We start from the raw sequence: 17,867 nt of genomic DNA, 5'->3' as shown, positions 1-17,867 counted from the left end.
GAGTGGTATTTGCGGCCACGCTAAGCCGATTCGAAATTTGCAAATGGGTTTACGCAGTGCTGGCTCCCGGCATAGGTGATGGGATCGTCCGGCCCGCGCCGCCATGCATAGTCGGTCAAAAGATGAAAATCGGCGAGCAGCAGGCGTTCGAACCGCTCCAGACGGTGCGCGGGATCGTCGGGCAGGAGAGGCCGCGCCACGTCTGCGATGTGTAGCCTTTCGAACAGCGTCGTCGCGTCTGCCAGTTTCGCCGTCGGGAAATCCCATGGGTTGCGTCTTTGGAACTCTAACACAAAAGCGCGCAAGTGGTCGTCCGTGATATTGAGCTTGCCGAGGTATCGCTCGAGCGTAGCGCGAGCCGTGTCCAGATCCGAAAAGGATCGCATGGCGGCATAGGCAAGGCCGGTCGATGCGAGCCCGCCAGCAGCAAGCGCGAGCACGGTGCGCCTCGAAACTCCCCTCATTCTTCCCTCCTTCACGCGATGTGACTGGCGGCTCTCAGAGAGAGTGCCGCCGCGGTCAGGCTCGGATTGGCGCAAGAGCAACTGGGAAAGGTGCTCGTGCCGACGATCACAAGGTTGCGGAATTCGTGATGAACCAGGCCCCGGTCGACGACGGAGTCGCTTCGATCCCGGCCCATGCGAAGCGTCCCCTGGACATGCGATTCCGTGCCGCGGATGCCGCGATCCATGATCTTCTCCACTGGCAGCGGCGCCAGAACTTCGGGCAGCTTCTCCAGCGCCCGCGCCATGCCCGCGACCGCATAATCAGCCGCTCCCTTGTAGTTGATGAAGGCGTTTTCGCTCTCGTCGAGACTGACGAAGTTCTCCGCTTCCAACAGGTCTTCGGTGACGATCACAAGCGGTAGGGTCTGGCGCAGCCGGCCCTTTTCGGCCCGCAAGCCATGCTGCCAGCGATTTTCGAAATAGACGAGCGCGGCGCCTTGTTTCGACCGGTGTTCTCCGTCATAGAGGCCGAAATTCAGGCCCGTGGTGATCGTACTGCCATCGAAATTATCGACGCCATCGAGATAGGCCTCGAGGTTGCGGCCATAGGATTCGTGCAGGCCGCGCCCCACGAATTCGCCGCCAAGGCCGGACCTGAGCATGATCGCTGCGCTCTGGATTCCATTGGCGCCGAGCACGAAGAGATCGCCGGTGACCACATGCTCCGTGCCGCCATGGCGGAACGTCACCGCCCGGACGGAACCGGCGGAATGGTCCAGCCGGCGCACTTCCGAGCCGAGGCAAACGGATATGTCCGGGTGCTCGAACACATGCATCAGTCCGTTGTTCGCGGTGAATTTTGCATCCGCCGGGCAGAGCCAACAGCGAAGCGAGGCGCAGCAGGCCGATCGCGTTTCCGTCGCGACACGCGCACGCGCCGTCGGCATGACAAAATGCCGATCCGGCTGGGCCGCCTTCATCAGGCGATCCGGCGTCGACATGCGATGCGGCGGCTGCGGGAAGGGCCTTGATCGCGGCATGATCGCGGCCATGTCAGGATCGCCCGATATGGACATGACCGTTTCCGCCTCGCAATAAAACGGCTCGAGGTCTTCATAACCGATCGGCCAATCCTGGCCGACTCCGTAAAGGCTCTTCAGCCGAAAATCATTCGGATGCAGCCGGGGCGTCTGTGCGAACCAACAGTTCGTTCCGCCGCCAAGTCCGATCGTATAATTCCACGGCTTTGTCGCGTTGCTGCTATAGGTCTGCTCGTCCTTGAGGTCGGTATTGGCCCCATGTTCGAGCTGCCACGCATGCGAATTGTGGCGCCCCCACTCGAGGAGGAGAATGCGCGCTCTGCGTCGTTGGAGAAAACCGTGCAGGAAAAAGGCCGAGCCAAAGCCGGAGCCGATCACGATAACGTCGAAATGCTCTCCGGCGATTTTGTCTGGGCGGATTTCCAGGACCATTGACTAGCCTTCTCTTAATCTCGGAGCGCACTCGGTTTTATTGGATCACCGCCAACCTCATCTAGGCTAAGCCGTGCGGGCAAGCGTGGGAGCGGGCCGCCAGCTGATTCACGTCCCCCGGCTATTTCAGTTGCTCCGCGTCAAGCAGGCCGCCGTGACCGATTTGGCAATGATACGCAAATCGTTGAAGAACGACCAGGTCTCGACGTAACGCCGGGTGAGGGTCGGCCGATGCGCGGGGGCGTTCTCCTCGCTCGCGCCCGCCCGCCATGGCCCCGTCATTCCCGGCCGTGATTCCAGGTAGAACTCCCCGGCGCTTCCGATGAGTTCAGATGCCCCCGGTGCAACCGGCCGTGGCCCGACGAAGCTCATGTCTCCGCGAAGGACATTGATGAACTGCGGCAGGTCGACGAGCCCGAGTCGTGTGAGCACCGCACCGACCGGAGTAAGGCGCAAAGCGTGTTCTGCGTGTTCGGCCGGGCGGTGCGACTGTGGGCTCGTCGGCCCGGCTTCCCCCTCGGCCGTCGTGGTGCGGAACGTCAGGCAGGTAAAGATTGAGCCGCCGCGCCCGACCCGAAGATGTCTTTGCAGCGCGGGCCCACCGTCGGAAAACATGACCAGGCAGGCAAGCAGAACGAGCAAAGGGGCCAAGAAGACAAGTCCCAGGGAAGCGCCGCCGATGTCGAACCCACGCTTCGCAAGTCTGTCGACAGGGCGCTTTTTTCTTGCGGCGGTGCGTTGGAAATTGCGGTTGTCTGACCAGACAGAATCCTTCATGGCACAACCTCTAGAGGTGGTAAAGTGAAGCATGCACCTTAGCAAAATACTACCGCATTGCAACATACGAGTGAAAGTTTTTATGACTTCGCGGGGCTACTTTTCAGGAGCATTGCACGAAGCGGTCGCCTGCGTGCTTCTCCCGCGGTCGCGGCTGCCCGCGCAATTCCCGGATTTGAGCGCGTGGAGATCCTTTGCCAATGCCGCTGGCATGTGGTCGTGGTGCGGGTTATCTGTATGACGTCAGCGATACGTGAGATTAATATGAGCCGCCGGCCCGTCGAACCCCATCACTTCTGGCGCGATCGGGCGCTTCCCTTTCTGGAGGCGCGCCAGATCGCCGATGGGCGCAATGCCTGCTATGGCGTGCACAGCCATCCAACCTTTTCAATCGGCGTGGTGACGGCCGGACGGAGCAGCTACCGGAATGGATGCCTGCGGCACGAAGTCATGGCGGGCACGGTCGTACTCATGAATCCGGAGGAGGCGCATGCCTGCAATCCGCTCAAGGGATCGCCCTGGGCCTATCGCATGCTCTACGTGGATCCACACTGGCTGGCCGACCAGAACGAGGCTGCGGAGTTTCGGCCCTACGCTGCGGCGACGAGCGCGGACCCTGATGTCTATCGCCGCCTCGACGGCTTGTTCGACGTGCTCTTCGACATAGATGCGGAGACGCTCGCCAAGGAATGTGCGGCGGCCGCCTTCTTTGCCGAGCTGCATGGCTGCCTGGAGCGCATCGACGCGCGCGTGCTGCCGGCACATCCGAACCTGGCGCGTGCCGCTGCCTTTATCAGCGACAATTGCACCAGCCGGCTGCGGCTGAAGGACATCGCCGACGTCTCGGGGCTTTCTCCGAGCTATCTGGTCCGCGCCTTCAGGGCCCGCTATGGGATGACGCCGCACGCCTATCAGGTCAACCGACGCATCCGGTTCGGCCAGAGCGAATTGCGCCGCGGCAGGCCAATCGTCGACGTGGCCCTGTCGGCGGGCTTTGCCGATCAGGCGCATTTCCAGCGGGTCTTCAAACAGCATGTGGCGACGACGCCGCGCCGATATGCACAGGCGTGGCGCTCATCCAATCATCCTCCGAGGGCCAGGTAGGCAGCGCTGAGCGCGAGCAGCGCCGCCATCGCCCGATTGAAGGCCCGCACGCGCCGGGCGTCGTCGAGATAATGGCGCAGGCGGGCGCCGGCATAGGCCCAGGCGGCGATCGAGGCATAGCAGATCGCAAAGTAAAGTGCGGCGAACAAGCAGATCCGCAAGGTGCCGCCGCCCGTTCCAAAGGCGCCCATGCCGGCAATCGCCGCGATCCAGGCTTTCGGGTTGAGCCATTGTTGGGTGAAGCCGGCCGCGATCGACGGCGGCTGCGTCGCGAGGCCCGCCGATGTCCGCCCGTCGGAGACCCAAAGGTTCCATGCCAGATAGAGAAGGAAAGCCACGCCGGCGCCGCCGATGAGACGGGTTGCACCCGGCCATCGCAGCAGCACTTCCGCAATGCCGAAACCGCCGAGGAGCAGGAGCGCCGTGAAGCCGACCGTCGCGCCGGTGACGTGCCGCAGGCTTGCGCGGAAACCGTGATGCAGACCGGTCGTGAGCGCAACGATGTTGACCGGCCCGGGCGAAATCGAGGCGGCAAGGGCGAAGGAGGACATGGAAAGATAGAGCGCAAGGGACATCGGCATACCTATCGCAACAACGGCAGGTCGCCTGTCAGCGAGCGCACCAGCGCGGCCGGCCCGTGAAGGCAGAGGCCGAGATAGCGCAGATCGTCACGCCGCATACGACCGATGCGGATTTCATAGGCCTGATAGTCCTTCGCCCGCTGTGCCGCCTCCGTCACATCGACGAGACACAGACCGGCGGGCTCGTTCGAGGCGGCACGGCCACGTAGTGCCGCGAGGCCGTTGGCATCCGACATCAGGATCGGCATGACGATTGTCGTGATCCCCTCATGGCGAATGCCGTCGGCGTCGTGGACCGCATGCCCCACGAGATCAGGCCGATCGCGGCCGAGCGTCATCGCCAATATGGCGGCGGTATTGGCGATCAGCCCGCGCGGCAGGTTTTGGTCGATTACGAAAGCGCAACGGGTCACGGATGGTCCTCAAGCATTGTCCTCGGGACTGCCGGAATAGGGACGAAGGGCCGGCGCGGTATTGAAGGAAATTGCCCTTGAACGGCTCCAGAATTGGCTGGTTGCCGGAAGCAACCTACGCACGTCAAGGGCCGCCGACTTCGCCGCTTGGATGAATGCACGCAATGCGGGTTGTAGTCCACATTGCGAACAATCATCCATATTGCGCATCCAAGGCTCGGCGTGTTCGAGAATGCAGCGCTTTATTAATCTCCACTCACATATGTCTAATGCGCTGCGGCCCCCAGTATCGGAGATGCGGGGCCGGTGATGCACAGGCTTTCTACCCGCCCGAATGAATTGTGCGGCCATTCCAATGCCGACCGGATGCATGAAACCTCCCGTCGCCGCTGCCGTCAGGAGAACCTGCGTGAAGTTGCGATCCCCCTCGCCAAAAGCGTCACTCAGGAGAGGCCAGGACTTGTCGCGTGGGCGAGCGAGATTGTTGCGGCGGAACGGGGAGGAAGGCCGGAGCGGCGTCTCCGCCTGCGCGGAGGCGTCACCAGGATCGGAATACGTCGCGATTGCGCAGGACGTTGCCTTGCTCCTGGGCCTCGGCGATCGCGATGATGTCGTCGCGCTACTTGCCGGATTGCGACGATCCTTGCGGGAAGGGGGCGATGTAAGCGTCACTGTCAGTCTCGCTGCCGATGGAGGCAAGGAGATCGCGTTGGAATTCAAGCGATCCGCGCCCGGCGAGGCAGGTGCATCGCTCCTCGCTCGAAACGGCGTCACCCACGATCAAGCCGGGCGCAGTCAGGGCGGCGATCCCTTCGAATCCCTGCTCGAGGCGCTTCCCGTTCCTGTCTTCTACAAGAACCGGCAAGGACGCTATATGGGCTGCAACCAGGCTTTCGAGAATTTCCTTGGCGGTACAAGGGATCAAATCATCGGGAAAAGCGTCTTCGATATCAGTCCTCAGGATCTCGCGGAGACGTATTCGGCACAGGATGCGGCTCTCTTCAGAGAGGGTGGCATCCAGCAATACGAATCGACGGTCTCGACCGCTGGCGGTGACCAGCGCGACGTCGTCTTCAACAAGGCCGTCTTTACCAACGAACAAGGTGAGCCGGCCGGTTTGATCGGCGCCATGCTGGACATCACCGAGCGCAAGCAGACGGAACAGAAGCTCAAGCAAGCGCTGGAATTTGCCGAAGGGGTGGTCGCAGCCATTCCCGACATCCTGTTCGAGGTGGACCTGGAAGGACGTTACCTCCAGGTCTGGACGAAGAACCCGGAACACCTGGCCCAGCAAAGGGAGACGCTGCTCGGCAGGACGATCGGAGACGTCCTGCCGCCGGACCAGGCCGCCATTGCCATGGAGGCCATTCGCGAGGCGGATGAAGGCGGTGCCTCCTATGGCAGCTGTCTGCGCATCATGCTGCCGAGCGGAGAGACGCGCTGGTTCGAGCATTCCGTGGCGAAGAGGCCCACGACCGACCCATCCGCGAGTACCTTCCTCGTGCTGTCGCGTGACGTCACCGAGCGCAAGCGAGCGGAAGAGGCGGTCAACGAAGTGCGCACGCAGCTTCTCGGCGTGCTCCAGACTATTCCGGACATCGTGTGGTTGAAGAGCATCGAGGGCGCGTATCTTCTGTGCAACCACGCATTCGAACGATTGTTCGGCTACGCGGAAGCGGACATTGTCGGTAAGACGGATTACGATCTGTTCGACGCTGAAAGGGCGCAATTCTTCCGCGAAACGGATAGAGCGACTGTCGATGCCGGTCGCATCATCGTCGAGGAGGAATGGGCCACGCACAGGGATACCGGCGAGCGCATCCGCCTCGAAACGCGAAAGGTGCCGGTACTCGGTCCCGACGGCCAGGCAACGGCGATCCTTGGCGTTGCGCGCGACATTACGGAGTTGAATGCGTCGCGCCAGAAGATCCACCAGATGGCCTTCTACGATCCGCTCACCGCCTTGCCGAACCGAGCGCTTTTCAACGACCGCCTCCGGCAGATGATCGCCGATGCCTCCTCGAACGACCGGCGGTCGGGCGTGATGCTCATCGATATCGATCATTTCAAGGCGGTCAACGACACAATGGGGCATCCCGTGGGGGACGAGTTGCTCTGCCAGGCCGCCGAGCGGCTCAAGGCGAGCGTGCGCGATCGCGACACCGTTGCGCGGCTCGGCGGGGACGAGTTCGCGATCCTGCTGCCGGAAATCCGGCAGGAAGAGGATATCAGCCGTATCGCCGGCAGGATGCTGGAAAAGTTCAACGAGCGCTTCCTGCTCGACGGCAAGGAGGTCTTCGTCTCCTGCAGCATCGGCATCGCGTTCTATCCCGACGACAGCACAGATGCCGATGATCTGGTGAAATATGCCGATTCCGCCATGTACTTGGCGAAGCGCTCCGGCCGTAACGACTTCCGCTTTTATTCCAAGGACCTGACGGCCAGCGCCGAAGAGCGGCTCACGCTCGAATCGGAACTGCGGCGCGCTATCGAGCGCGGCGAACTGGAGTTGCACTACCAGCCGAAGGTGCATCTGCAGAACGGCACCATCTTCGGCTCGGAAGCCCTGCTTAGATGGCGCCACCCGAAGAGGGGGATGATCCCCCCGGATCAGTTCATCCGAATAGCCGAAGAGACGGGGTTGATCACCGAACTGGGGCATTGGGTGCTGCGCGAGGCCTGCGAGACCGCCACCGAGCTGAACGCCGACGGTCTGCCGCTGCACAAGGTGGCGATCAACCTCTCCGCCAGGGAGTTCCAGTGCCAGGACCTGTCAAAGACGGTCGCCGACTGCCTGGAAATGACCGGCTGCCGTGCGGAATGGATCGAAATCGAAATAACCGAGAGCCTGCTTCTCAACGAGAAGGACGGGACGCTGGAGACCCTTTCGAGGCTGCGGTCCATGGGGATTTCCATCGCCATTGACGACTTCGGTACCGGCTATTCGGCGCTGAATTATCTCTCGCGTTATCCGATCGACACGCTCAAGATCGACCGGTCGTTCATCAACAGCACCAACAAAAGCAGTGCCGAGCTGGTGAAGGCCATCCTGTCGATTGCCCGATGCCTCGGTCAGAATGTGGTTGCGGAAGGCGTCGAGACCGTCGGGCAGGCGGCGTTTTTGGCGGCGAACGGATGCGAGGCCGCCCAAGGTTTCCTCTATAGCAGACCTCTGCCGAAGAGCGAGATCATGAGACTGCCGCGGCGTGTTGGCGACACTGGCCTGACGGTCTGACGCGAGCGGACTTGCCCGCTCCCAAGCGCCGTGCGTCATTGGACGCCCAAACGAGGCTATAGTCTTTCGATCTACGCATCGCGCTTTCGGACGCAATTTCATGATGCCGCGCGTTCAAGCACGCCGCCGGCTTTGCGCCAATGGACCCGGCTTATTCGTGCTGATCGCCCGCCAGGCCGTATCTTTCAAAGAGACGTTGCTGCGTGCCGTCGGCGATGATCTTGTCGAGGCTCTTTTGCATTCGGCCGATCAACGCGTCGGGGACGGAGGGATTGCATGCGATCGAATAGACATCTTCGGCGAGGACCAAGGCGGATTCGATCGGCTGACCCTCGCGCGTGAGCCTGTCGTAATATTTCTCCGAGATCGGCATCAGGTCGATCCGGCCCGTCATCAGCTTCTTGAGCGTCAGTTGCAGATCCGTGGCGAGATCGATGCGCGGAAACCCGTTCTGCTCGAGGATGGTCTGGGTGAAGTCGTCACGCTGCGTTCCAACCCGGAAAGCCTTCGCCTCTTCCAGACTTTTCGGATTGGCCTGCGAGCCGGCCTTGCGGATCAGGACGGTGCGGCTTGTCAGAAGGGGCTCGACCCATTTGAAGCGCCGATCGCGCTCCTGATTATGAACGGTCGTGAAGACGCAATGCATCTGGTGGTTTTCGGCGAGAAAAAGCGCCCGCGCCCACGGCATCATCTCCATCGTGTGATCGATGCCCGCGTCCGACATCAACAGTCTCACCTGGTCGACGGAGGCGCCCTTATAAGTGTCACCTTCTCGATAGTTGAAGGGCGGATAGGATTCCGTCACCATTTTCAGCTCGGCAGCTTGCGCCGCGAGCGGGAGGAGAGCCGCAAGCAGGGAGAGAAACCGTTTCATCCTATGGTCCTTGGCAAAGCGCGTTTCAGTTCGGCTTCGATGGTCTCGACGGGCTGAGGCCGTCCGAGATGAAAGCCCTGTCCGTAGCTCACGCCCATCGCACGGAGTTCCTTCAACTGGCCTTCCGTCTCGATTCCCTCGGCGATGATCCGGCAGTGCAGTTCGTGCGCTACGGTGTTGATGCCCGTCACCAGCATGCGTACCTTTTTGCGAACGGCTTGGTCCTCGTCGGTCAACGAGCGGGTGAAGGACTGGTCGATCTTGATCGTGTTGACGGGGAAATGAAGCAGATAGCTGAGCGAGGAGTAGCCCGTGCCGAAATCGTCGAGGGCGATTTTGATGCCCGAGGTGCTCAATGCCTCCAGAACCTCCCGCACGTCCGGACTGTCGTGCATCAGCACGGCTTCCGTGATTTCAATCACGATGCGCGAGGGGGTGATGCCCCATTTCATCAACACGGCAAAGGTGCTCGCCGGTAGTTCCGCGGAAAACTGCAGGGGCGACACATTGACGGCCAGATAGGCGTCTTCCAAACCGGGCAGTGCGGAAAGGCGCGCGAGGTGGGCCACCGCCTTTTCGAATACGCGCTCGCCGATCTGCTTGATCGTGCCGGTCTCCTCGGCAACGCGTATGATGTCTCCCGGGGGCAAAAGACCGTGATCTGGATGATTGAGGCGCATTAGCGCTTCGAAACCCGCCACCTGCCCGGATTCGAGATCGACGATCGGCTGGAGATGGGCCTCGAACCAGCCTTCGCTGAGCCCTGTTTCGATATATCTCTCAATCTTGAGCCGCTCCTGCGCGAGGCTCGCCATGACCGGATCGAACAATTTCGTCCCGTTCTTGCCGTTGTGCTTGCGGGCATACATCGCCAGGTCGGATTTCTGCAGTAGTTCCGCGGCGGTTTTCGCCTGCGACGGGTAAAGTGAAATGCCGATGCTGGCGCTTAGCGAGAGGCGGTTGCCGTCGACGAAAATGGGTTTCGTACAGGCCGAGGCGATGCGTTTGGAGATTTGAAGCGCAGCTTTCTTTGCCTTTGCGGCGGGAATGAGCACGACGAATTCGTCGCCGCCGAGTCGTCCCACCTTGTCCTCCGAACGCACCTGCGCCCGAATCCGGCCGGTGATCTGCCGCAGGACTTCGTCGCCGACCGCATGGCCGAGATTATCGTTGATCGGCTTGAAACGGTCGAGATCGATGAGGAGGCAGGCGAGTTCCCCGCCGTCCTCGGCGGTTTGACGGAGGGCACGGTCGAGCGCCGCCTCAAAGCCCGGGCGGTTGAGGAGCCCGGTCAGATGATCGGTGATCGCCTGAACATGGTTGCGCTCTTCCGCTGTCTTCAGCTCCGTGACGTCCGTCATAACGGCCAGCGAGAGCGTTTCGCCCGCTTCCACCGCCTGCACCTCCTTGATCAAGATGTCGATCACGCGGCCATCGGCACAGCGGAACTTGACCGTGACATTGTCTGACTCCACGTCCTCCATCGCGTGCCGCCTGCGGCCTTCGTAGATGCCTCGCGTCGCCTCGTCGAGAAAATCGGCGAAGGGTCGGCCGATAACGCTTGCGCGATCGTATCCGGTTGCAAGCAGCCAATAGTCGCTGACTGCCGTCAGCCGATCGTCGTCGTCGACGGAATAGAGTTTCGCAGGCGTGAGATTGTAGATCCGCGTTGTCCTCGCATGGGCGCGCTTGAGGTCGTTTTCCTCCTGGGCGAGCCGCGCCTGCATCTCGTTGAAATTGGCGGCGAGCGTGCCCATTTCGTCGGCGGACACCCAGTCGACCAGATGGCGCGAGCCGAGCCGCCGGGTCGCCTCGATCGCATGGGTGAGCCTGAGCAGCGGCCGTGTCACCATCATGCGATTGCCGACGATGGCTGCGGCCGTGATGATCACGATCGAAAAGAGGAAGATGCCGATATAGACGGCATCATCGATCTGGAAGTACGCGAGCAACTCGCGGCGCCTGATGGTAACTTCGAGGCTGCCGACCGTCTTGATGCCATCGACCGAGTGGTAAAGGACCGGCGTGGAGAGAAGCAGTCCCGACGCGTCTTTCTCGTCTGCACCGTCCGGAAGTCTGATGTCGAGCCCGCCGGAAATCTCGTGCACGCGCACTGCGGCGACCGATCCGTCCGCAAGAATTGTTCTGGCGATTTGGCGGACGCTTTCTTCATCGAAATCCCAGAGCGGCTTTCCAAGCGCGAGCGAGTTGGCCTTGAGCAGTACCTGTCCGTGGTCCACGACATCGCGATAGGCACGCTCATTGGAGAGATGGAAGAACAGCACGAAGAGAGGCGCGATCAGCAGCAGCAGGACGCCGGCGACGATCAATATGAAGCGGCTCTCTACCGAATGCGTGTTCATCAATTCGCCCTGGACTCCCGCCGCACCGCGGACCGGTTCCCGCATAGCCGCCGTGGCCGCTGCAGGCTGCGCAGTGCACCCTTCGGCTACGGGCCATTGGCGGAAACTGAAGGCGATCCTGCACAAAAAAACATTAGTAGCGGGTAAATGATCTGCAGATCCGAATAGCCGGATTGCGCCGTGCTATCCGGATTGCGCAGCAAGCGTGCAACGACCAACTCGCCCGATTGTGGGACGCGCTGCGCGTTCGCTTTTCGCCTACACCCGGTCGGAGCGCCGTGCCAAACTCGGCCCCAGAATACGAATCCGAGAAAGGAGATGAGATGGTAAAGGACAAAGTCGCGATCGTAACGGCGGGCGGCAGCGGCATGGGTGCCGCGGCGGCACGCAGGCTCGCCGCTGAAGGCTACCGGGTGGCGATTCTGTCGTCCTCAGGCAAGGGCGAAGCGCTGGCCAGCGAAGTCGCCGGTGTCGGCGTCACCGGCTCAAATCAGTCGAACGAAGACCTGAAGAGGCTCGTCGATCTCGCCCATTCAACCTGGGGGCGGATCGATGTGCTCGTCAACAGCGCCGGCCATGGACCACGCGCGCCGATCGTCGAGATCAGTGACGAAGACTGGCACAGGGGACTGGACACATATCTGATGAACGTTGTCCGTTCGGTGCGGCTGGTCACTCCGATCATGCAGGCTCAGCAGTCGGGCTCGATCGTCAACATCTCGACCGCCTGGGCTTTCGAGCCCTCGGAGATGTTCCCGACCTCCGCCGTCTTCCGCGCCGGTCTCGCTGCCTACACCAAGATTTATGCGGATACCTATGCGAAGGACAATATTCGCATCAACAACATCCTTCCGGGCTGGATCGACAGCCTGCCGGCGACCGAAGCCCGCCGCGAGAGCGTTCCAATGCAGCGATACGGGACGAGCGAGGAAATCGCCGCGACGGTGGCCTTCCTCGCCTCCGAAGGGGCGGGCTACATCACCGGCCAGAACATTCGCGTCGATGGCGGGCTGATGCGTTCCGTCTGATCCGAACCGATAGCGCTCTTTCTGTTACTAGCTTGCGGCGTCCTATGCGTCCTGAAGGACGGACGGCGCTGTGAGGCGAGGGGTTCAGCGCCCGCTTCTGGCTGGCGCAGCCAGCAGCGTCCGCATGGTAGTTGAATCTCAAGCGTGACCTGCAACAGCTAACTCTTCCGGGAACGTCTGCAAGCCTTCTCGGTTTGGCGGGCGGCTGTGTTCACCAGACGAAGATTGGAGCAGAAAAAGGGTTGACAGAAACAGGCGAAACGAAGATCCGGCAGAAGTCTCGCGCGAGACCGTTGAACGCGAATTGAAATGGACCGAGCAGCGCGGGAAGGAGACGGATTCCGATAAGGACCGACGTCGGAGTAGCAACCGAGCGACGAACGGCAGCACCAGCGACAGTCGCGACACCAGTTCTTTTTGCATGTTCTCGTTCCGGAGCCGATTTGGGCGACACGCACGAGGCTCGGCGGGGGATCAGTCTCCGCAGCAGCCGATCCGCTTGCCGAGATCGCGCATGAAGGCGACGAGCGCATCCTGCGCATTCTGGCCTTCGCCCTTGATCACGCTCACGCCCCAATTGCTGAGGACCGCCTCCTGCACGGGATTGGGCCGGAACATGAAGACATAGGATTGCGGTCGGTCCCCTTCGTATTCGGACTGCTGCCAGGTGCTCCAGATGCGGTGAAGCAGCAGGCGTATGTTGATGTCCGACATGCTGTAGCCAACGAAGAGTACCGTTGCGCCGAGAGCGTCGCTTCGGAAGCGCACATCGAGCGGTGAGTCGAATGACAGCCTGTTGAAATAATCGGTTTCGGTCAGCACGAGCGTGTCGGCGTCATCGAAATCGCCGTGATATTTCACAAGCTGAGTCACACCCGCCGGTGCACAGGCAATATCTCGCGCGTGGCTGATTTTCGCATAGGGCTTGCCGTAGACCTCGTAGGCAGTCTCGAGGTTGGCGTCGTAGTTGGTGGTATAGATCACCGGAAAATTCAGTTCGACGATCAGCCGATGCAATTCGGAATCCCGTACGCGCTCCGGCGACACGCGCCACGTCTCGCGCATCCATTCGCAAAGGGTTTCGATGCTGCCGTGTTCGAGACGGTAGCACTCGGCAATCGCCTGATAGGTGATGCTCGGGTCCTGCATCAGCGATGCGTCGATGTGCAGGTCCTTCAGCATGTGGTCGATCAAGGTTTTCCAGGAGGGCAGTCCGACGCTCATCGAGATGCCCGCGCCGGCGAAAAGCACCGCGTGCCGGCGTTTCAATGCGGTTGCGATCGCCTCAATTTGCTTCTCCATGGTCGCTCCTGTGCTGGAGCGCTCAACACGCCGCGCGGCAAGATTGTTCCCCAGTTTCGTGCCGATCCCGCCGGTATGCCCTGCAGCCGCAGAGGGAACAAAGCACGATATCCCCTCGTTGGATCGCGGAAGGGACATTCGAACTGGAGACTTTCCATGACAAATATCCTCATCAGGAGTGCGATTGCCTTGAGCCTCGGGGTAGCCTTTGGGCCGGCACTTGCGCAGACGGAGCAGCCCGCGCAATCGGCCGAGTGTCCGGCCGGGACGGAATGTCCGCAGCCGGGCGGCGGTGCGGAGCAGGGCATGCAGCCCGATGCACAAGGCGGCGCAGCCGGCCAGACGACCGAACAGGCGCAGCAGCCCGAAACCGATGCCGCGCAGCAGGGCCAGGCCGGCGCCGAAACGCAGTTAGAGGGACAGGCTGGAGCCGAGACGCAGCAGCAGCCAGAGGGCGAAGCGCAGCAGCAGGAAGGCCAGACCGGCGGCGAAGCGCAGCAGCCCGAGGGCGAGGCACAGCAGCAGGAGGGCGCCGAACAGCCTGAGGCCGAAACTCAACAGACCCAGGAAGGCCAGACAACAGAGCAGACAACGGAGCAAACCACAGAGCAGACGACCGATGTCGACGTGACCGTGGAGCAGAAGACCGAAATCACTCAGGTCATCCGGGAACAGAACGCCGACCCGATCGATGTCGATTTCGAGGTCTCCATCGGCACTGCCGTCCCGGAGACGGTCAAGGTCAAGCTGCAGCCGGTGCCGCAGCGCATCGTGCAGATCGTGCCGGCCTACGAGGGCTATCTGTTCTTCGTGCTGGCGGACGGTCGGATCGTCATCGTCCATCCGTCGACGCTCGAGATCGTGTTGATCATCGCGTGATCGATGACTGATCGGGATGCGTCTGCCAAGGCGAGGCCCGCTCCTTTGGGGCGGGCCCTCTGGTGGGGCATTATGCTTCGCGCGTCCTTTCAGACGCGCAAAGGTCGGCAATTCTTTGAATTTGCGCGTCGAGCTTTCCGAAAATCGGGTACGATTTTCGGGCTGATGCGCTGAGGGGCAATTCTGCCCGAAAGCATTTGCGTCGCCGGTGCGATCGGAGCCCCTGGCGTACCGCTGAAGGCGCTCGCTTCGTTCTATTCCACCCGCGGCGTCTCCCCGGCAAGAACCTTTTGGAAAATATCGGCGTCCACATTTGCACCGCTTAGGATAAGGCCAACCTTTTTGCCGCGCATGGCAGCGGCTTCCTTGAGGAGCGCCGCAAGTGGCGCGGCGCCGGCGCCCTCGGCGACATTGTGGGTCGTGCGGTAGATGACGCGCATCGCTTCGGCGACCTCCTCGTCGCTGACGGCGATGATGCGGGAGGCGCCTTTCGAGTAGATTGCGAAGGCTTCTTCGACGGGAATTCGCACGGCCATGCCGTCGGCGAAGGTCAGCGCCGTTTCGGTTTCGATCAGCCGTCCGGCCTCGAAGGAGAGCTTCGCGGCCGGCGCGTGCGTCGAGACGACGCCGATCACTTCCGTATTCAGGCCCAATGCGTCGCGCGCGGCGACGACGCCGCAAATCCCGGAGCCGCAGCCGACAGGCACATAGACGGCATCGAGATCGGGCACCGCGATAAAGAGTTCCAGGCCGTAGGTCGCGACACCCCGGACGATCTCCTCGTGGAAGGGCGGCACAAGGAGAAGGCCGGTTTCGGCGGCAATGCGCCGGGCTTCAGTACGGGCCTCGTCGAAGTCGCGGCCGTACTCGATGACCTCGCCTCCGAAGGCGCGCATGGCTGCGTTCTTCTCGACGGAATTGCCGTGCGGGACAACGATTTTGGCGGCAAAACCGGCTGCCCGCGCGGCACGAGCCTGGCTCTGGCCATGATTGCCGCGGGTTGCCGTGACGATTCCGCTGGTCCGAGGCCTGCTGCGGTGGAGCCAATCCATGAAGGTGATTCCGCCGCGGACCTTGAACGCGCCGGCCGGCGTATGGTTCTCGTGCTTGATCCAGACCGCGGCCCCTGCCTTTTCCGAAATCTGCGGCCATGCATATTGCGGGGTGGGTGACATATGCCGATAGACGAGTCCGGCCGCCCTTTCGAGGTCCTTGCGTTTGAACAGGTGCATGCCTTGCTTCCATGTTTCTTCGGTGCCTACTCTCTCATGGCGCGGTCTGTGGCGCTTTCACAATCCTGACGTAAAAGGCGTGGAATGCCAGGAGTTTTCGAAGCATGAAGGGAGCGGCAACGATGGTGCGGGAGCCGATACGGCGGGTAACGGTCGGGCGCTGGTCGGCCGAACTGCTGCCGCGCCAACCTTACGAGGCCCAGTATGTGGCGGATCGCCCGATCCTCGGCTTCGCCTTCGAAAGCCAAGCGGGCGCGCATGCCTATGCAAGCGACCGCATTCGGCCGTTTCGAGCGAGGCCCAATGGCCTCGCCTATGTGCCGAAAGGATGCGATGTTTTCTCCCGGTCGTCGGCGGGCGGGGAATATCTCATTCTCAGAGGCTTCGAGCTCAAAGGACCGAGCGGCGTTCCCTTCAGCGACCGGAGCGATTCCGCTGCCGCAGCGGCCGCGCATGCATTGCGGCGTCTCGTTCTGAGCCACGCGCCCTGCGACTCGCTCAGCTATGAAGCGCCGATCATCGCTCTCGTGGAGAGGCTTCAGTCGCACATGGATCAGGAGCCGGATCGGCGCGGTGCAGCGGACTCGATGACGGCCGCCCGCCTGAAACGAATCGAGGAGATGATCGAAGCTAGGCTCGGTGGTGCCCTCACGGTGCAGGAATTGGCGGACGAGCTCGGTCTTTCCACGGGCTTTTTCGCGCGTGCGTTCAAGGCCGCCGCCGGCCGTTCGCCCCATGCTTATATCCTCGATCGCCGGCTGGCGCGGGCGCGTGCTCTGCTAGCCTCAGGTATCAAGGACTTGTGCGCAATCGCGCTTGCCACGGGCTTTTCTTCGCATGCGCATCTGACGACGGCCTTTCGTCAAAGGTTGGGGATCAGTCCCAGCGCATACCGCCGGGGTCTTGCGGCTGCAGCAGTCGGCCATCCTTGAAACGATCTGGCGGATTCTTGCCGGCGATCGCGGCGATGTGGCAAGAATCCGCCAGAGTCCCCCGCGCATTTTCTTTCCGTCCTTGCAAATTCAAGCATTTAGACTTGGCCCGCCTCTTGCTACTCTAGAGGGGCGCGGTTCGGTTTCGGGAGAACGGTGTACCGCGCGGTCATGTATGAATGGGAGGATTCTCTGTGAATCGGATTCTGAAACGCGCCGCCATCGCGGCAATTGCAAGCACGTCTATCGCCCTTTCCTTCGCTTCAGCGAAGGCGGACGAGTTCATCAACGTCCTGACGGGCGGCACCTCGGGCGTCTATTACCCGCTCGGCGTTGCGCTTTCCAAGATCTACGGCGATAAGATCGAAGGTGCCCGCACGCAGGTGCAGGCGACGAAGGCATCGGTCGAGAACCTCAACCTGCTGCAGCAGGGTCGCGGAGAAATCGCCTTTGCACTTGGCGATTCTGTCAAACTCGCCTGGGAGGGCGACACCGAAGCCGGCTTCAAGGCGCCGCTCGACAAGCTTCGCGGCATCGCCGCCATCTACCCGAACTACATCCAGATCATGGCCTCGAAGGAATCCGGCATCACGACTGTTGCGGATCTCCAGGGCAAGAGCCTCTCGGTCGGTGCGCCGAAGTCCGGGACGGAACTGAATGCGCGCGCGATCCTCTCGGCAGCCGGCATGAGCTATGACGATCTCGGCAAGACGGAATATCTGCCCTTCGCCGAGTCCGTCGAACTGATGAAGAACCGGCAGCTCGATGCGACGCTGCAGTCCGCCGGCCTCGGCGTGTCGTCGTTCAAGGACCTCGCGACCTCCCTCGACGTGCAGATGGTTGCAGTCCCTGAAGAGATCGCCGGCAAGCTCGGGGCGCCCTATATCGCCGCTACCGTTCCGGCCGGCACCTATCAGGGTCAGGATAGCGACGTGCCGACTGTCGCCGTCGTCAATTTCCTCGTCACCCACTCGGAAGTGTCCGACGAGACCGCCTATCAGATGACGAAGCAGCTCTTCGAGAACCTGCCGGCGCTCGTGGCGGCGCACAAGGCGGCGGAGCAAATTCGCGTCGAGGACGCGCTCAAAGGCATGCCAGTGCCGCTCCACCCCGGAGCAGAGCGTTACTACAAGGAGAAGGGCCTGCTCTAACCGCAGAAAGGGCGGCGCCATCCGGCGGTCGAAAAGCCGCGGCAAGGGATGGGCGCCGCCCGCGCATGGTCGGATTTT

Annotated in this window: 15 protein-coding genes; 6 read left to right on the top strand and 9 right to left on the bottom strand. The window is 61.8% G+C overall.

Going from position 1 to position 17,867, the window contains the following annotated elements; all coding sequences use genetic code 11:
* Nucleotides 1-20: 20 nt before the first annotated feature.
* The 3 genes from SJ05684_RS25615 to SJ05684_RS25605 form a co-directional block, all read right to left on the bottom strand.
* Nucleotides 21-464 carry a hypothetical protein gene (locus SJ05684_RS25615; protein WP_034856778.1) on the bottom strand — a complete coding sequence of 148 codons (444 nt, stop codon included), beginning with the start codon at nt 462-464 and terminating at the stop codon, nt 21-23.
* 11 nt (nt 465-475) lie between these two features.
* On the bottom strand, nt 476-1,918 hold the full coding sequence (locus tag SJ05684_RS25610) for a GMC oxidoreductase (RefSeq protein WP_034856776.1): 1,443 nt from the start codon (nt 1,916-1,918) through the stop codon (nt 476-478).
* A 126-nt stretch (nt 1,919-2,044) separates the two neighbouring features.
* Nucleotides 2,045-2,695 (bottom strand): sugar transferase, encoded by a 651-nt coding sequence (locus SJ05684_RS25605; protein WP_034856774.1) that lies wholly within the window; start codon nt 2,693-2,695, stop codon nt 2,045-2,047.
* A 264-nt stretch (nt 2,696-2,959) separates the two neighbouring features.
* Here SJ05684_RS25605 and SJ05684_RS25600 point away from each other — a divergent pair, with 264 nt between their 5' ends.
* The gene (locus tag SJ05684_RS25600) at nt 2,960-3,799 is read left to right on the top strand and encodes an AraC family transcriptional regulator (protein WP_083846199.1); all 840 of its coding nucleotides are present in this window, start codon (nt 2,960-2,962) and stop codon (nt 3,797-3,799) included.
* Here the strand turns inward: SJ05684_RS25600 and SJ05684_RS25595 are convergent.
* Nucleotides 3,778-4,374 carry a LysE family translocator gene (locus tag SJ05684_RS25595; protein ID WP_034856867.1) on the bottom strand — a complete coding sequence of 199 codons (597 nt, stop codon included), beginning with the start codon at nt 4,372-4,374 and terminating at the stop codon, nt 3,778-3,780. The two genes, SJ05684_RS25600 and SJ05684_RS25595, sit on opposite strands and share 22 nt — an antisense overlap.
* A gap of 8 nt (nt 4,375-4,382) precedes the next feature.
* Nucleotides 4,383-4,793, bottom strand: coding sequence for a DUF2000 domain-containing protein (locus tag SJ05684_RS25590; protein ID WP_034856773.1), 411 nt, complete (start codon nt 4,791-4,793; stop codon nt 4,383-4,385).
* 580 nt (nt 4,794-5,373) lie between these two features.
* Between SJ05684_RS25590 and SJ05684_RS25585 the strand changes: the two genes are divergently transcribed.
* Entirely contained in the window at nt 5,374-8,028 is a 2,655-nt protein-coding gene (locus SJ05684_RS25585) for a sensor domain-containing protein (protein WP_244426667.1), read from the top strand.
* A gap of 151 nt (nt 8,029-8,179) precedes the next feature.
* Here the strand turns inward: SJ05684_RS25585 and SJ05684_RS25580 are convergent, their stop codons facing one another.
* Both SJ05684_RS25580 and SJ05684_RS25575 read right to left on the bottom strand, forming a co-directional pair.
* Nucleotides 8,180-8,902, bottom strand: coding sequence for a substrate-binding periplasmic protein (locus tag SJ05684_RS25580; RefSeq protein WP_034856771.1), 723 nt, complete (start codon nt 8,900-8,902; stop codon nt 8,180-8,182).
* A complete protein-coding gene (locus SJ05684_RS25575) occupies nt 8,899-11,265 on the bottom strand; it encodes a putative bifunctional diguanylate cyclase/phosphodiesterase (RefSeq protein ID WP_034856849.1) in 2,367 nt (788 codons plus the stop codon). The genes SJ05684_RS25580 and SJ05684_RS25575 overlap by 4 nt, the downstream gene beginning before the upstream one ends.
* Before the next feature lie 323 nt (nt 11,266-11,588).
* Here SJ05684_RS25575 and SJ05684_RS25570 point away from each other — a divergent pair, with 323 nt between their 5' ends.
* On the top strand, nt 11,589-12,293 hold the full coding sequence (locus SJ05684_RS25570) for an SDR family oxidoreductase (protein WP_034856768.1): 705 nt from the start codon (nt 11,589-11,591) through the stop codon (nt 12,291-12,293).
* Nucleotides 12,294-12,767: 474 nt separating this feature from the next.
* Here the strand turns inward: SJ05684_RS25570 and SJ05684_RS25565 are convergent, their stop codons facing one another.
* Complete coding sequence (locus SJ05684_RS25565) at nt 12,768-13,595, bottom strand: SIR2 family NAD-dependent protein deacylase (protein WP_034856766.1); 828 nt, start codon at nt 13,593-13,595, stop codon at nt 12,768-12,770.
* 156 nt (nt 13,596-13,751) lie between these two features.
* Here SJ05684_RS25565 and SJ05684_RS25560 point away from each other — a divergent pair, with 156 nt between their 5' ends.
* Nucleotides 13,752-14,474, top strand: coding sequence for a DUF1236 domain-containing protein (locus tag SJ05684_RS25560; protein WP_034856765.1), 723 nt, complete (start codon nt 13,752-13,754; stop codon nt 14,472-14,474).
* A gap of 254 nt (nt 14,475-14,728) precedes the next feature.
* Here SJ05684_RS25560 and SJ05684_RS25555 read toward each other — a convergent pair whose 3' ends face one another.
* Nucleotides 14,729-15,706 carry a threonine dehydratase gene (locus SJ05684_RS25555; RefSeq protein ID WP_034856763.1) on the bottom strand — a complete coding sequence of 326 codons (978 nt, stop codon included), beginning with the start codon at nt 15,704-15,706 and terminating at the stop codon, nt 14,729-14,731.
* Nucleotides 15,707-15,810: 104 nt separating this feature from the next.
* Between SJ05684_RS25555 and SJ05684_RS25550 the strand changes: the two genes are divergently transcribed.
* Both SJ05684_RS25550 and SJ05684_RS25545 read left to right on the top strand, forming a co-directional pair.
* Complete coding sequence (locus SJ05684_RS25550) at nt 15,811-16,638, top strand: helix-turn-helix domain-containing protein (protein WP_034856761.1); 828 nt, start codon at nt 15,811-15,813, stop codon at nt 16,636-16,638.
* A gap of 206 nt (nt 16,639-16,844) precedes the next feature.
* Nucleotides 16,845-17,789 carry a TAXI family TRAP transporter solute-binding subunit gene (locus SJ05684_RS25545; protein ID WP_034856847.1) on the top strand — a complete coding sequence of 315 codons (945 nt, stop codon included), beginning with the start codon at nt 16,845-16,847 and terminating at the stop codon, nt 17,787-17,789.
* The last annotated feature ends 78 nt before the right edge of the window (nt 17,790-17,867 follow it).

Origin of the sequence: Sinorhizobium sojae CCBAU 05684 (assembly GCF_002288525.1) — a bacterium.
In the GTDB taxonomy this organism is placed as follows: domain Bacteria; phylum Pseudomonadota; class Alphaproteobacteria; order Rhizobiales; family Rhizobiaceae; genus Sinorhizobium; species Sinorhizobium sojae.
The sequence above is the reverse complement of the archived record's forward strand: the minus strand, read 5'-3'. Positions and strand labels throughout refer to the sequence as shown.

Bases quoted from the DNA above. Each gene is read 5' to 3' on its own strand.
- SJ05684_RS25615 (WP_034856778.1), bottom strand. From the start codon at position 464: ATGAGGGGAGTTTCGAGGCGCACCGTGCTCGCGCTTGCTGCTGGCGGG.
- SJ05684_RS25610 (WP_034856776.1), bottom strand. From the start codon at position 1,918: ATGGTCCTGGAAATCCGCCCAGACAAAATCGCCGGAGAGCATTTCGAC.
- SJ05684_RS25605 (WP_034856774.1), bottom strand. From the start codon at position 2,695: ATGAAGGATTCTGTCTGGTCAGACAACCGCAATTTCCAACGCACCGCC.
- SJ05684_RS25600 (WP_083846199.1), top strand. From the start codon at position 2,960: ATGAGCCGCCGGCCCGTCGAACCCCATCACTTCTGGCGCGATCGGGCG.
- SJ05684_RS25595 (WP_034856867.1), bottom strand. From the start codon at position 4,374: ATGTCCCTTGCGCTCTATCTTTCCATGTCCTCCTTCGCCCTTGCCGCC.
- SJ05684_RS25580 (WP_034856771.1), bottom strand. From the start codon at position 8,902: ATGAAACGGTTTCTCTCCCTGCTTGCGGCTCTCCTCCCGCTCGCGGCG.
- SJ05684_RS25575 (WP_034856849.1), bottom strand. From the start codon at position 11,265: ATGAACACGCATTCGGTAGAGAGCCGCTTCATATTGATCGTCGCCGGC.
- SJ05684_RS25570 (WP_034856768.1), top strand. From the start codon at position 11,589: ATGGTAAAGGACAAAGTCGCGATCGTAACGGCGGGCGGCAGCGGCATG.
- SJ05684_RS25565 (WP_034856766.1), bottom strand. From the start codon at position 13,595: ATGGAGAAGCAAATTGAGGCGATCGCAACCGCATTGAAACGCCGGCAC.
- SJ05684_RS25560 (WP_034856765.1), top strand. From the start codon at position 13,752: ATGACAAATATCCTCATCAGGAGTGCGATTGCCTTGAGCCTCGGGGTA.
- SJ05684_RS25555 (WP_034856763.1), bottom strand. From the start codon at position 15,706: ATGCACCTGTTCAAACGCAAGGACCTCGAAAGGGCGGCCGGACTCGTC.
- SJ05684_RS25550 (WP_034856761.1), top strand. From the start codon at position 15,811: ATGAAGGGAGCGGCAACGATGGTGCGGGAGCCGATACGGCGGGTAACG.